Origin of the sequence: Pseudomonas sp. R5(2019) (assembly GCF_009905435.1) — a bacterium.
Taxonomy (GTDB): Bacteria; Pseudomonadota; Gammaproteobacteria; order Pseudomonadales; family Pseudomonadaceae; genus Aquipseudomonas.
On the sequence record NZ_JAAAMT010000049.1, the window covers coordinates 26022 to 40568 of the forward strand.

11 protein-coding genes and 1 rRNA gene are annotated in these 14547 nt (G+C 59.5%); 10 read left to right on the forward strand and 2 right to left on the reverse strand.

All coding sequences use genetic code 11. The annotated features are described in order from the left end of the window. Positions 1–8: 8 nt before the first annotated feature. The gene (lapG, locus tag GUY40_RS23455; protein ID WP_166571294.1) at positions 9–701 is read right to left on the reverse strand and encodes a cysteine protease LapG; all 693 of its coding nucleotides are present in this window, start codon (positions 699–701) and stop codon (positions 9–11) included. A gap of 285 nt (positions 702–986) precedes the next feature. Between lapG and GUY40_RS23460 the strand changes: the two genes are divergently transcribed. The 10 genes from GUY40_RS23460 (at position 987) to GUY40_RS23505 (ending at position 14173) form a co-directional block, all read left to right on the forward strand. After that, complete coding sequence (locus GUY40_RS23460) at positions 987–1676, forward strand: GntR family transcriptional regulator (RefSeq protein ID WP_166571295.1); 690 nt, start codon at positions 987–989, stop codon at positions 1674–1676. Positions 1677–1757: 81 nt separating this feature from the next. Next, entirely contained in the window at positions 1758–2513 is a 756-nt protein-coding gene (locus GUY40_RS23465; RefSeq protein ID WP_166571296.1) for an alpha/beta fold hydrolase, read from the forward strand. Positions 2514–3042: 529 nt separating this feature from the next. Beyond that, positions 3043–3819, forward strand: a complete 777-nt coding sequence (locus GUY40_RS23470; RefSeq protein ID WP_166571297.1) for a DUF3050 domain-containing protein — start codon at positions 3043–3045, stop codon at positions 3817–3819. Beyond that, a complete protein-coding gene (locus GUY40_RS23475; protein ID WP_166571298.1) occupies positions 3816–4745 on the forward strand; it encodes a diiron oxygenase in 930 nt (309 codons plus the stop codon). The genes GUY40_RS23470 and GUY40_RS23475 overlap by 4 nt, the downstream gene beginning before the upstream one ends. A gap of 15 nt (positions 4746–4760) precedes the next feature. Beyond that, a complete protein-coding gene (locus tag GUY40_RS23480) occupies positions 4761–8189 on the forward strand; it encodes a non-ribosomal peptide synthetase (protein ID WP_166571299.1) in 3429 nt (1142 codons plus the stop codon). A 22-nt stretch (positions 8190–8211) separates the two neighbouring features. Beyond that, positions 8212–8679 carry an SRPBCC family protein gene (locus tag GUY40_RS23485; RefSeq protein ID WP_166571300.1) on the forward strand — a complete coding sequence of 156 codons (468 nt, stop codon included), beginning with the start codon at positions 8212–8214 and terminating at the stop codon, positions 8677–8679. A gap of 128 nt (positions 8680–8807) precedes the next feature. Continuing rightward, on the forward strand, positions 8808–9314 hold the full coding sequence (locus tag GUY40_RS23490; protein WP_166571301.1) for a sigma-70 family RNA polymerase sigma factor: 507 nt from the start codon (positions 8808–8810) through the stop codon (positions 9312–9314). After that, positions 9307–10299 carry a FecR domain-containing protein gene (locus GUY40_RS23495; protein ID WP_166571302.1) on the forward strand — a complete coding sequence of 331 codons (993 nt, stop codon included), beginning with the start codon at positions 9307–9309 and terminating at the stop codon, positions 10297–10299. The genes GUY40_RS23490 and GUY40_RS23495 overlap by 8 nt, the downstream gene beginning before the upstream one ends. Before the next feature lie 98 nt (positions 10300–10397). Continuing rightward, positions 10398–12911, forward strand: a complete 2514-nt coding sequence (locus GUY40_RS23500; RefSeq protein ID WP_166571303.1) for a TonB-dependent siderophore receptor — start codon at positions 10398–10400, stop codon at positions 12909–12911. A gap of 86 nt (positions 12912–12997) precedes the next feature. Further along, positions 12998–14173, forward strand: a complete 1176-nt coding sequence (locus tag GUY40_RS23505; protein WP_166571304.1) for a PepSY domain-containing protein — start codon at positions 12998–13000, stop codon at positions 14171–14173. 69 nt (positions 14174–14242) lie between these two features. On the opposite strand, the gene rrf is transcribed toward GUY40_RS23505, so the two are convergent. Further along, positions 14243–14358, reverse strand: a 5S ribosomal RNA gene (gene rrf / locus GUY40_RS23510). Positions 14359–14547 lie beyond the last annotated feature (189 nt).

Genomic DNA, 14547 nt, shown 5'->3' on the forward strand with positions numbered 1-14547 from the left:
GGCGCTCCTTAGTAAACGGGCTCTGCTGGAAATCCTTCGGTGCGCATCTTCTTCAGTAGATCCTGCCAGCGCGACAATCGTTTGGTATCTCCGACTTTTTTGTTGCCAGCAGCCCCGGTCAACCACATGCCCTCACCATTGAAGGCATAGACCGGAATCAGGTCGTCGCGCTGGCTGGCAGGCTTGATCGTGTCGATCAGGCTGTCGAGAACCAGCGGCACCGCCTCGGGGCTCGAGTAATAGGTGAGGACCATGTGCGCACGGTTCTGGCGCAAGGCTTTGACGTAGGTGATACGCAGCTTGTCGCTGGGCACGCCGAGGCGGCGCAGGCTGAAATATTTGCCGACGGCGTAGTCTTCGCAATCGCCGGCGCCCTTCCACAGCGACTCGATTGGCGTGGCCCAGTAGTCAATCTCATGCCACAGCTCGCTGTCTTCCCGGTAGCGCAGTTGGCGATTGAAGAACAGGTTGACCACCTTCAACTGCTCACGCTCCGCCAACTGTTTGTGGGTGCTCAACAGCCGTTGCCAGGCATCGATGCGCCGCTGCCCCTCGCCCAACTGCCCATAGAGTGCCTGGGCGTGACGGCTGATCCGGGAAAAGTCCCAATCGGCATGAACGCCGGCCAGCAGCAGGCCGCCGAGCAAAATCGCCAGCCCGAAGCGGTACAAAGTGGAGAAAAACGCGCACCGTGACGCCAATGCGATCAACCCGCGCAATCTGGAGGGAATGCCCCGGATGGTGCGGCCTGGAGGGTAAAAAAACAATGCCGGGGCACGCTGATGCCGAGCCGGAAAACTCGATAATCGCGGCCGCTTTATTTCGAAGAAATCTTGGTTCACGATGGTGTCATGCCTCGTAATCAAGGCGTGGAATCCCTGTAGCTGCGGTTACATTCCCGACGGGTTTGACAAGGACAATAGCAATCACTAGTGTGTTTTGGATCTTGGATCCAATTTGCACCTTTTGCAGGTGAAAATGGCGTGATGCAAAAATCCAGACCCTTGAGCAGCATCCTGGCCAGCGAGCAGGTGCCCGCGCACCTCGCCCGCGCCGTGATTGAAGAAAAACTGCGCAACGCGATTCTCGATGGTCGCCTGCCCAGCGGCATGGCTTTGCGTCAACAAGAACTGGCTACCTTGTTCGGTGTCAGTCGGATGCCGGTGCGCGAGGCGTTGCGGCAACTGGAAGCACAATCGTTGCTGGAGGTGGTGCCGCACAAGGGCGCCCTGGTCGCGGCACTGATCGGTGAAGATGCCGTCGACACGTACGCGCTGCGCCTGTTGCTTGAAACCGAAGCGCTGCGCCAGTCGATACCGCTGCTGGAGCCCGAAGACATTGCACTGGCCCGGCACTACATCGAGCTGTTGGAAAAACAGAACTCGCATGCCGAGATCGGCCGGCTCAATCGCCTGTTTCACATGGCGCTGTACGCCAAGGCGACCAACAAGAAACTGTTGCACTTCATCGAGGTCGAGCTGAATGAGGAGGAGCGCTTCCTGCGCTTTCACCTATCATCCATGGGGCTGGGGAAACTGACCCAGGATGACCATCGCGCCTTGGCCGATGCTGCCAGCGACAAGGCCGTGGACGCTGCAATCGGGGTACTGGAACGGCACTTGAACAAAGCTTCGGAGACGATCAAGAACTATCTGAACAGACGTTCTGATGTTTGAACCGACGGCCCTGGGGGCGAAGGATTCGGCCTGTGGGTAGTGAGCCGACCTGGGTGTATTGTCCCAGGCGAAGGAAAGGCAGTGCACGCGCAAAACAACAAGTGGCTGATGGTCCTCAATTCCGGTCAGCCGATAAAGATCCGGCTGATCTGCTTCCCTTATGCCGGGGGCGACCCGGAGCAATTTCGCAGTTGGTCAGCAGACCTGAGTGACCATATCGAACTGGTCACAGTGCGCCTGCCCGGGCATGGCTCGCGTCTGGACGAGACGCCTTACGATGAGTGGGCGCCGCTGCTGGAAGACACCTTTGCGCAGCTGAGCGGCTACCTCAAGGAACCCCACGCCCTGTTTGGCCACAGTTTTGGTGGCCGTCTGGCCTATGAAATCGCCAAACTGACCGAGCGTCGCTATGTGGGCCAGACCCGCCACTTGTTCGTCTCGGGCTGCCGCAGCCCCGACAGCGACCAGGCCCGTCCTTTTCTGCACGAACTCCCGCAACCCGATTTCGATCACGCGCTACTCTCCCGCGGCATCGCTCCGCCAGAGGCGGTGCGCAACAGTGAACGCCGGCTTCAGTTCGAGCCCGCGATTCGCAGCGACCTGAAGCTCGCCGAGCTGTGGTCCGATCAAATCGGCGAAAGCCTGAATATACCGGTCACGGCCTTGTACGGCAGCGACGACCCACTCGATTCGGTCGCCAGCATGATGAACTGGCGGGAATTCACCCGGCGCGAGTTCGAATTGATCGAGGTGCGTGGTGATCATTTCTTCGTCACCACCCAGCGCAAGCGCTTGCTGCAAATCATCAATACCCATCTGGGGTTGCTCAGCGAGTAGCCCAATCCGCTCCATAAATTGGGTTCAACGCGATCCAATGGCATTGCCTTGACCTGTTAACCCCCTCCCCCATGGCAGCGCGCCGATTTTGAGCACACTCTTGTCTCCCATCGACACGTCGAAGGAGATCAACGAGGGCCAGGACGGATCAACGCGTCGGCCAAAACAGTCAGTTATCGAAACTTCCCCAATCACACAGTGCTCGGAGTGAGGCATTCACTCATCTGTTATTTATTCTGGCGTTTATTCACCGGAAGGGGCACTTACAGGCCAATAAAACTTTAACTTAAAGTTTTAACGCGCTCACTTCGACCCAAAAAAATACAACTTTAAAATATATTCAAAATAACTTGCGCACTACTTCAGCTGTGTTTTAACTTTTTGATCACCGGCCGACGACAGCCCGTCCAGTCAACGCCCGGCACCCGGAAACAACTGGCCCAACGGTTTAACCACCTGACAAGAGGCGGTACTTGCACGCCTCGAAGTTCTAACCAGGAACCTCGCCAACTTTATTCAAGGACTGATCATGGAACACTTGAAAGCGCAACTTGAACACCATAAACATGCCCTCGCCCATCACCCGATATTTTCCGAAATCGATTCACTCACCGTCCTTCGGCGCTTTATGCAAACCCATGTATTTGCCGTTTGGGATTTCATGTCGCTGACCAAGCGCCTGCAACAAGAGTTGACCTGCACCCGTCTGCCCTGGCTGCCGCCGGCCGACCCTCAGGCCGCGCGGCTGATCAATGAAATCGTGCTCGGGGAAGAGTCCGATGATCGTCGCCCGCACGGTCACTACAGTCATTTCGAACTGTACCTGGACGCCATGCGCGAAGTCGGCGCGCGCACCTCATCCATCGAGCAATTTGTCGCCCTGCAACGCGCCGGGGAACCTTACCCGAGTGCCTTGCGCCAAGTTGCAGCCGGGGCTGCCGCCAGCCGCTTTGTCGAGCACACCTTGAGCGTCGCGCTGCACGGCGGCGCCCATGAAGTGGCCGCCGCCTTCCTGCATGGCCGCGAAAGCGTCATCCCGCCGATGTTCCAGCGCATACTCAATGACTGGAACATCAGTGAGGAACAGGCGCCAACCTTCCACTACTACCTGCAACGCCATATCGAGGTCGACAGCGAGGACCACGGCCCGGCAGCCGAACGCTTGCTGGCGCGGCTGGTCGCAGGCGATGAACAGCGTCTGCGCGAGGTGTACCAAGCGGCTATCGCTGCCGTGCAAAGTCGCATTGCACTGTGGGACGGCTTGCGGGTCTCCATGCACGTGGGCGAAGCCGAGGTGAGCGCATGAACGCCGCCGACTATCAGTCCTTCGCCGAAGCCTGGGAGGCGCGGGCAACCATCCGCACCCGCCCTCGCCGCCTGTTGGAAAACGATGACAAGCTGATCTACCCGCTGAGCCGTCAGCCCTTGGTGCTCAGCGCCACTTTCCAGCGCGAATGCCCGCAGCAACGCGACTTCGTGCTGGTGCAGAGCCTGTACAAGTTCATCAATGACGTGGTGATCTTCGAGACGGAAATCGTCGATCGCACCGCACGCAGCATCGCCAAGGACCGCTTCGCCATTGGCTATCCGTTTGCCTGCCGCTATGACGCGATGACGGTGGTGGTGGACGAGGACTACCACGCGCTGGTGGCCCTGGACTTCATGCAGCAGACCCTGGATCTGACGGGCATCGAGCCCATCGCATTGCCGGCCGAGATCGAACTGAGCCGTGCCATTCCGGCGGCCATGGCGCAGGTCCCGGATGAGCTGCGCAGTGCGGTGGAACTGATCTGCGTGGCCATCGCCGAAAACACCCTGACCAACGACGTCGCCGCCTTCGCCCGGGACGACACGGTCAAGGCTTCGGTGAAAGGTCTGATGGCCGACCACTTGCTGGACGAAGGCCGGCACTCGACCTTCTGGGCCAGGCTGGTGCGTATTTACTGGCAAGGCGCAACAGAACCCGAGCGGCAGGCCATCGCCCGGATGCTGCCGGTGTTTATCGGCCAGTACCTGACCAACGACATCCAGAAAGACTTCGACCTTCGCCTGATCGCGCAGCTGAATATTCCCGCCCGCACCCGCGAAGCACTCGAGCGCGAAATGCAGGCCATGGCCTTCCCGATCAACCGCCAGCACCCGCTGCTGGGCAACATCCTGCGGTTTTTCCGCAGCAGCTCGATGCTCGACTCAGCCTGCGTGCAACACGCGCTGGCCGACTATCTGCCCTGATGGAAGGAGACCGTCATGAGACGCCTGAACATTGTATTGATCGGTCGTAGCACGGCCCTGGCCGAGATCGGTCGGGAGCTTGAGCAGCACGGCCATCGCCTTGATCACCTGTGTGCCCCTGGCTCACTGGATGAAGCGGCGGCGGACCTGCAGTTGGTGATCGAGGACGGCAGCCTGCCGCTGCCGGACCTTCCAGCCTGCGAACATCTGGGCCTGCGGGTGGCGACCAGCCTTGCCAAACGTGGCCTGCCAGCGCTTGAGTTGCTGGGCTGGCATGGCAGCGCCACCGCTCAACGCCTGATCATCTGCCAAGCGCTTGCGACCGAACCCAGCGGCAACGGCCAGGCCCTTCGGTTGCGGGCGATCCAGGCGTGGGTGGAGCGCATTGCGGTTGAGGTCAGTCGCTTTTCTCGAAACCCCGCGCATTTCACCCAGGCCACGGTAGCAGGGCCTGCGCGGCAAGCCACTGAGTCGGGCTTGCAGAGGCTGGATGCGCTGGCGTTCGAGCACCTGCTCAATCACACCACTGACGAGGTGCTTGAACGACAGGCGCAAACCACGTTGATCGAAGCGCTGGATGAAAGCCTTGTGTGCTTTGCCGAACGGACTGCGCTGTCGATGAACGGGCAGTCGCTGAGTTATGCCCAATTGCAGGGGCAAGCCCTGAAGATTCAAGCCTCGCTGATCGAGCAGTTCCCCTGCGGTGTGTCCGGGCAGGTAGTGGGCGTATGCCTGGAGAAATCCTTCACGCTGTATGCCGCGATACTCGCCGTGCTGGGCTGTGGTGCGGTGTACCTGCCGCTGGACCCGAGCCATCCTTCCGAGCGCGTGCGGCATATCCTCGCCGATGCCAAGGCCTGCGCCGTGCTGCATGACGGCACAGCGCAGCTTGCAGGCCTGGGCATACCCACCCTCGACCTGCGCCAGCTGGACACACCGCAGCCTGCGGCCGACGCTCGCCTGATGCGCCAGCCGCCAAGCGTCGATGCGCCCTGTGTGGCGATCTACACCTCCGGCACCACCGGCCAGCCCAAAGGCGTGCTGCTCAGCCAACACAACCTCAGCCACTTTCAAGCGTGGTATTGCCAGCATGTGCAGCTGAATGAGCAGCGCCGCGTCCTGCAATTTTCAACCATTGGTTTTGACGCTTCACTGCTGGATATTTTCCCGACCCTGATCGCTGGCGCCGAACTGGTGGTGCCCAGCGAGGACCAGCGCCGCGACCCTCGGCAATTGCTCGAACTGATCAAGGTGCGCGGCGTGACCCACGCCTTTTTGCCGCCGGCGCTGCTGAGTATTTTGCCTGCCGATGAACCGCTGGGGCTTGAGCACCTGATCACCGGCGGCGATGTCTGCGAACCCACCGTGATTGAGCGCCTGGCCCGTGGCAGCCACCTGCACAACATCTACGGCCCGACCGAAACCACGGTGCTGGCGACCACCCGCGTCCTCAACCCCGGCGACAACAATCGCGACATTGGTCGGCCGATTGCCAACACTCAGGTGCTGATTCTGGATGAGGCGCTGCAACCGGTTGCCCACAACACCATGGGCGAGCTCTATATCGCCGGGGCTGGCGTGGGCCTTGGCTACCTGAACAATCCGCTGCTGACGGCCGAACGGTTTGTCGCCCTCGACCTGCCAGACGGTACTGCCTTGCGGGCCTATCGAACCGGCGACATGGGCCGCTGGACCGACGATGGCATCGCATTCTGCGGGCGGCGTGATCATCAGGTGAAGATCCGTGGCTTTCGGGTCGAGCCCGAAGAGATCGAACACACCCTGCGCGCCAGCGGATTGTTCGCGCAGGTGGCGGTGGTGATTGATCCACACAAGCGCATCCTGGCGTTTGCAGCGGGGCCGCACATTGAGGCTTCATTGGCCGCGCTGCGCCAATATGCCGAGCGCCAGCTGCCGGGCTATATGCAACCCGCTGTATTGCGTGAACTGACAGCCATGCCATTTACCCCTAACGGCAAGGTTGATCGCCGGGCCTTGTCGAACTTGCCGTTGCCGGAACGCGAACAGGCGCCGCGTTGCTTGCCCGCCAATGCTTGTGAACAGCGCTTGCTGACACTCTGGGCCACTCTGCTGGAGCTGCCCGAAGACGACATCGGTACAGACGAGAGTTTCTTCAATCTCGGTGGCCATTCGATCCTGTTGTCGCGTTTGCTGCTTCAGGTGCGCGAGCAGTTCCAATGCAGCATCCCCATCAATCGCTTTATAGAAACGCCCACGCTACAGCGACTGGCAAGCCTGATCGGTGGTGCCCAGGAAGAGGCGAACCCGGTTTGCCCGCAGGCCCTGATAGACGCTTGTCGAACACTGGAGCTGACGGTGTTGCCTGTCAGCCAACTGGGTGATGTACACCGCATCATCCTGACCGGCGCCAACAGCTTTCTGGGTGTGCACCTGGTCGAAGCCTTGCTGGCATGGGGTGCGACTGAAGTGGCTTGCCTGGTGCGGGCCACGCCGACGCAAACCGCCTCTGAGCGCTTTGCCCAAGCCATGCGCGAGAACCGCCTGGACCACCTGGACCTGAGCCGCGTCAGCGTGATCACCGCGGATATTTCCCAGCCCGGCCTCGGCTTGAGCGACACCGAATACGAGCGTCTGGACCGGGACTTCGGCGTGCTTATCCACAATGCCGCGCACGTCAATCACGTGCTCGATTACCCCGCGCTGGCCGCTGACAACGTAGAACCGATTTTCGAATGCCTGCGCCTGTGCGAGGGCCAGCGCAAGAAGATCTTCAACTTCGTCTCCACCCTGTCGGCCTCCAGCGCGACCGGCGCCAACGGCAGTGTGCTGGAACAACCGCCAGCGCAGACCCCGCCGATCTATATCCGCAACGGCTACAACCTGTCGAAATGGGTGGCGGAGCGGATCCTGCAACGGGCACGCGAACAGGGGGTTTGGGTCAATCTCTATCGACCCGGGAATATCACGTTCCACAGTGACAGCGGCGTCTGCCAGCCCCACAAAAACCGCTTGATGTTGATGCTCAAAGGGTCGCTTCAGCTGGGACAGGTACCGGCCTTGAAGCTGAACTTCGATTTGATGCCAGTGGATTTTCTCGCCCGTTTCATCGCCTTTCACAGCAGCTGTTACCAGCCCCGGCAAGCGGTGTTCAACCTGCACAACCCCGAGCCTTTGAGCTGGGACGGTTATGTGGCGTCGTTCCGCGAACTGGGGCACGCCTTCGAACTGGTCAGCGTCGAGGCCTGGCAGCGCCAGCTGCAACGCGTCGACAACCACAACGCCCTGTTTGGTGTGCTCGGTTTCTATCTCGACGGGTTCGAAGAAGACATCGGCGACATCTCCAGAATCGACCATGACAACGCCCTGGCCGGGGTACTGCGCATGGGCGAGCGCTACCCCAGCAAAAGCCCGGCGCTGCTGCGCAAGGGCTGCCAATACCTCAAAGACATTCAGTTCATCTGACTACCCACCGCAGGAGCACCTCATGAAAACCCTTAAACCCGACACCCTGATTCACAACCCGGATGGCTGCACCGTCGTCGCTTCAGTCGAAATTGCGGCCGATGCCCAACGCGTCTGGAGCATCGTCGGCAACTTTGCCGGCTTCCCGGTCTTCATTCCGGCGCTGGCGCACATCGAGATGACCGGCGAAGGCGTGCGCTCGGTGCGCAAGAAGCTGTTCAAGGATGGCAACGTGGTCATCGAGCAGCTTAACGCGCGGGACGATCAGGCGCTGCACATGACCTGGAGCCTGATTTATACCAGCCTGAATATCGGCAACCTGTGGGCCGCGATGCAGGTTGAGGAAATCGACGCAGGCTATGCCCGCGCTGTCTGGACCATCGAAGCCGAACCGCTCGAAGGCGGGGCCGAAGCCATGCCAGCGTTCAGCGCCTTCCTGCAAGGCTTTGCCGATGACGCGATGAACAATGTGAAGCAATTGTTGAGCTGATCCCAACTGGCTACGCCCGCAAGCTGAGCGGGCGTAGCCATTCAGACAGTCCGTAGTTGCAAAATTTTCAGGGCTTCAGCCACAATGCGACTAATTATCATTTATGACGCCACTTGCAGCGCGTGTCCATGCCCTCTCAAGAGTTCGCCGTGCAGTCGCTTTACCATCACCATCACAGCTGGCTGAACGCCTGGTTGCGCAGCAAGCTGGGCAATGCCGCCGATGCCGCGGATCTGGCCCAGGATACCTTCGTGCGCCTGCTGCAACGTCGCGACAGCCTGGAGCTCAGTTCGCCCCGGGCGTTTTTGCGGACCATCGCCCGTGGCCTGGTCATCGACCATTGGCGCCGGGAAGAGCTCCACCGCGCCTACCTGCAGGCGCTCGCTCATCTACCGCCAGCAGAAGTGCCGTCGCAAGAAACCCGTGAACTGCTGCTAGAGCTGCTTGAGCGCATTGCGCTGATGCTCGACGGGCTCAAGCCAAAAGTGCGACGGGCTTTTCTGTTGGCCCAGTGCGAAGGATTGAGCCATCGGGACATCGCCGAGCAAATGGGCATCTCGCTGCGTTCCGTTGAGCGCTACGTGGCCGACGCGCTCTATCATTGCTACCTGCTGCGCTATGAAGCCGATGAATAACACCGCGATAAAAGCGCCAGAGCCGCCCCCCAAGGTGGTCAAACAGGCCATCCACTGGATGCTGCGCCTGCGCAACCATGGCGACAGCCCGACACTCGTCCAGCAGTGCGAGACCTGGCGAGCAGCCCATCATGACCATGAAATGGCTTGGCAGAGGGTGCAAACACTCAGTCAGGAATTGAATGCCAATCTGCGGACCGTGCCGGGTGCGAGTGTCGCCTTCGAGGTCCTGGAAAACAGCTCCCAGCGTCTTGGCCGTCGACAAGCCTTGAAAATGCTCAGCGGCATCGTGATGCTCGGTTCAGCCGCTTGGCTCGGCAAAGACCTGGCCTTGCTCGACCCCTGGACCTCAGATTTCGCCACCGCCACTGGCGAACGTCGCAGCTTCCCATTGCCGGACGGTTCACGGCTGGAACTCAATACCCATAGCGCGGCCAATCTGGCGTTTACCACACAGCAACGGCTGATTGAACTCAAGCACGGCGAGATCATGCTCACCTGTGGCACCGACACCCACGCGGGGGTTACCCGGCCGTTGCTGGTTCGCAGCCAGCATGGGTTGTTCGAAGGCATCGAAGGGCGCTTCGTTGTCCGGCAGGACCCGGACTGCACGCGCATCAGCGTCAGCCAGGGGCGTGTCGCCCTTCATTTGCCAACCGGGCCACGCCTGATCGAAGCTGGCCAGGCGCTACGCGTATCCGGCACAACCATCACACCACTGCTGCAGCAGAACATGGATGCCGGTGCCTGGACCGAGGGCTTGATCGTGACCCGGAATATGCACCTGGGTGATTTCCTCAAGGAGCTGGGGCGCTATCGCAATGGTTTTCTGAGCTGTGCCGACGAGGTCGCCGATTTGCACCTGTCCGGGGTATTCCGTCTCGATGATCCGGAGAAACTGCTGAAAATTCTGCCGCAGACACTGCCCATCAAGGTGCACTATCGCACCCGTTGGTGGGTGCGCCTGGAGCGTGCGGTCGTTTGATTGCATAAAAGCGAATTATTTTTGGCGGGTTTTTCCACGGTGTCCGGCTAAGACCGTAAGCAACCCCTGCTGCCCATACCGTCTTGATGGATATCACCATGTATTTGTTTTCGAGCCTCGCTACACCTTTCGGCAAGAATGATTGTCATCCTGTCTTAGATTCCGCTTCCGGAAACCTGCTGGGGAAAGCCATCAGGGCGGCGCTGCTTTCGACGGTAATCGTAGGAGCCCTTCCTACGGTGGCGTCAGCACAGCCCGAGACCGTCAATGCCAGCCGTCAATACAGCATCGCACCGGGGCCGTTGGGCGAGGTGTTGAATCAATTTGCCCGCCAGGCTGGCATCACCCTGTCCATGACCCCGGAAATGACGCGAGACCGCCAATCGCAGGGTTTGCAAGGCAACTACTCGACCGACGTGGGTCTCAATCGCCTGCTCGGCGGTTCGGGGCTGGAAGCCGTGAACCAGGACGGCAGCAGCTACGTGTTGCGCGCGCTTCCCGAAGACGCCGCGCTGGCCTTGCCGAGCACTGACGTCCGTGGCTTCGCACTGGGGAATGCCTTGGGCAGCATGGAAGGCTACAACGCCACCCATAGCCAGATCGCGACCAAGACCAGTACATCGCTGCTGGAGACTTCCCAGTCAGTATCGGTGGTGACCCGTCAGCAGATGGACGACCAGGGCTCGCAAACCGTGTCCCAGGCCATGCGCTACACCCCGGGTGTTTTGACCAACCCCTATGGTGCGACCCATCGCTACGATTACGTGGCCATGCGCGGCTTCAACGACGGCTCTGTGGATAACATCTACCTGGATGGCCTGAAGTCCATGGGTGATAGCGGTACCTACAGCACCATGCAGGTCGATCCGTACTTCCTCGAGCGCGTGGATATTCTAAAGGGGCCATCATCCGTGCTGTATGGCCGCAGCTCACCGGGTGGCCTGGTGGCCCTGACCAGCAAGAAGCCGCTGTATGAGGCCTACCATCAGGTACAAGCCACGGTGGGCACCCAAGGCCAGCGTGGCATGGGTTTCGACTTCAGCGGCCCAGTAGACGACGACAAGCGCATTGCCTATCGCCTGTCAGGTCTGGTTGACCAATCCGACACCCAATTCGATCACAACGAAGAAAAACGCTACGCGTTGGCGCCCACTGTCAGCATCGACTTCAACGAAGACACCTCCCTGACTCTGCAAGCCTATCTGCAGCACGATCCCGAAGGCGGCTACCACGGCGGCTTGCCGGCCGATGGCGCGCTGCACCAGCGCAATGGCCAGCGGATTTCCGATCACTTCTTCGAAGGCGAGCCAGGCATTGATCGTTTCCGTCGTGATCAACAATCCTTTGGCTATCAGTTCGAGCATCGCTTCAACGATGTCTTCACCGCGCGCCAGAACTTCCGCTATCTGGATTCGAAGGTGAAGCTTGATCAGGTCTATGCGTACGGTTGGACCAGCCCAACCAGCAACGAACTGAACCGATACTTCACCGCTGGCGATGAGAAGCTTCACGCGTTCATCGTCGACAACATGCTGCAAGCCGAATTCTTTACCGGTGCCACCAAGCACACGATGTTGCTGGGTGCCGACTATCAACGTCGCAAGACGGTGGTGGACTGGGAATCGGGTGGGCTCGAGCCGATTAATGCGTTTGAGCCGGTCTACGGCAATTCGACGATCACTTATTACGACCCGACCAGCTACCTGCGTCGTCTGGAACAGACCGGCGTTTACCTGCAGGACCTGATCGAGATGGATAAGTGGCGCTTCTCGCTTGGCCTGCGTCAGGACTGGGTGGAGACTTCTGACGAAAACCGCCTGGCGGAAGCGGGTCGCCCAGTCGGCACGGAAATCAGCGACAACCGGACCAAACTGACCGGTCGCGCGGGTGTGCTTTACCTGTTTGACAACGGCATTGCGCCGTATGCCAGCTATTCGGAATCGTTCAACCCCAACTCCTTCGCTGATGCCGGCGGCAACCCGCTGGCGCCTACGGAGGGCACGCAATGGGAAGCCGGTATCAAATACCAGCCGCCGGGCACCGATAACCTGTTTACTGCGTCGCTGTTCCGCATCGACCAGGAAAACCTGGCGTCGAAACTGCCGCAGGAAAACTTCTATCGCCCGATCGGCGCAATTCGCTCACAAGGCCTTGAGCTCGAAGCGCATGTCCAGGTGACCGACAACTTGAAAATGCTGGGGAGCTACACCTTCACCGACATCGAATATTCCAAGTCGATGACCAGCACGATCGATGCCGCCTTGGACAACAAAGGCAATTCGCCGACGCAGGCGCCGAAACAGATGGCGTCGTTGTGGGCAGACTACAGCTTCAATCAGGGTGCGCTGGATGGACTGCGGCTGGGCGGCGGTGTGCGCTATGTCGGCTACAGCTGGGCCGACGCCGAGAACACCATGAAGGTTCCGGCTTACACGCTGGTGGATGCCTCTGTCGGCTACGACCTGGGCAAGGTCGGGCTCAAGGGCGTGGATGTGCGGGTGAATGCCAACAACCTTACCAATGAAACCTACATTGCCTCCTGTGCCAGCCTGAGCTTTTGCTACATGGGCGAGGAGCGCAACGTCAGCGCAACGGTCAGCTACCAGTTCTGATTTGAACTGCGGTGATCGGTAAAGCCAGCCTATTGAACTTCAACGGCTGGCTTTGTTGTTTCTGGCGTTACCTCTGGAGTTGAACCATGCGGCAGCTGTACGTTTTATTGCATCGATATATCGGCTTGGCCACCGCGCTGTTTCTAGCGTTGGCTGGGCTCACGGGTAGCGTCCTGGCGTTTCAGCATGAGTTGGATGAATGGCTGAATCCGAGCTTCTATGAGGCCAAGGCCCTGGGCGAACCACTTCAGCCGGGTGTGCTGGTCGATAACATTCAGCGTGAACATCCTCGCCTGCAAGTCTGGTATATGGAATACCCCGATGAAGCCGGGCATTCGGCGTTGCTCGCGGTGGTCCCTCGAAACGATCCTGCGACAGGCTTGCCCTACCTCGAAAAGAACACAGTGTTCTATCTGGATCCGGTCAGCGGTGTCACGTTGGGTCAGCGCTATTGGGGTGAGTGCTGCTTTTCGCGAGAAAACCTTGTCCCGTTCATGCTCGAGTTTCATCACAACCTGGCGCTACCGGGCAATTGGGGGCTTTGGTTGATGGGCGGCGTGGCCATCCTGTGGGTGCTGGACTGCTTGATTGCCGTCATCTTGACGCTGCCACGGGGTCGCCCGTTCTGGGGCAAGTGGACCAAGGCCTGGAAGATCAAGGGCGGGCATGCCTACCGGGTCAATATGGATATTCACAGGGCTGGCGGCTTGTGGCTGTGGTTACTGCTATTGCCCGTGGCGGTCAGCAGTGTGGCCATGAACTTGCCCAGCCAAGTGTTCAAGCCAGCGGTGTCGCTGTTCTCAGCCGTGGAGCCCAGCGTGTATGAAGCGCGCGGGCGAGTGCCAACAGCGGAACTGGGTGAAACGAAGTTGAGTTATCAACAGGCCTATGAATTGGCCAAGGCAGAAGGCAAGCGTCTCGGCCTGCATGCTGCAATCGGCGAGCTCTATTACAGCTTCGAGTACAACTTCTACGGCGCGGGGTTTGGTCAGCATGACACCGATGCACAGGGTAAGTCCTGGCTGTTTCTACATGGCACTGATGGTCGTTTATTGGGTACGGAGATAGCAGGTCAGGGAACGCTCGGAGAGCGTTTCTACCGCCTTCAATTACCCATCCACGGCGGCCGCATCCTCGGGAGCACAGGGCAGTACATCATTGCGATGCTCGGGGTTGTAGTCGCGGTGCTGTCGGTAACGGGGATATATATCTGGTGGCGCAAGTTGTTGGCGCGGCGTAGCAGTCGATTACGCAGGGCCTGAGCTGTTTATTGCTACCCCGGAAAGACAAAACCCCTGTCTGCGTTAGCAGACAGGGGTTTTGGAATTCAATCTTGACGATGACCTACTCTCACATGGGGAAACCCCACACTACCATCGGCGATGCATCGTTTCACTGCTGAGTTCGGGATGGGATCAGGTGGTTCCAATGCTCTATGGTCGTCAAGAAACTCGGTTGCCGATCCGTCACTGCTGTGACGTGCCAGCGAAAAGGGTGGAGCTTCTACTTAAAGACAAAACCCCTACCTGCGTACGCAGATAGGGGTTTCGGAATTTAATCTTGACGATGACCTACTCTCACATGGGGAAACCCCACACTACCATCGGCGATGCATCGTTTCACTGCTGAGTTCGGG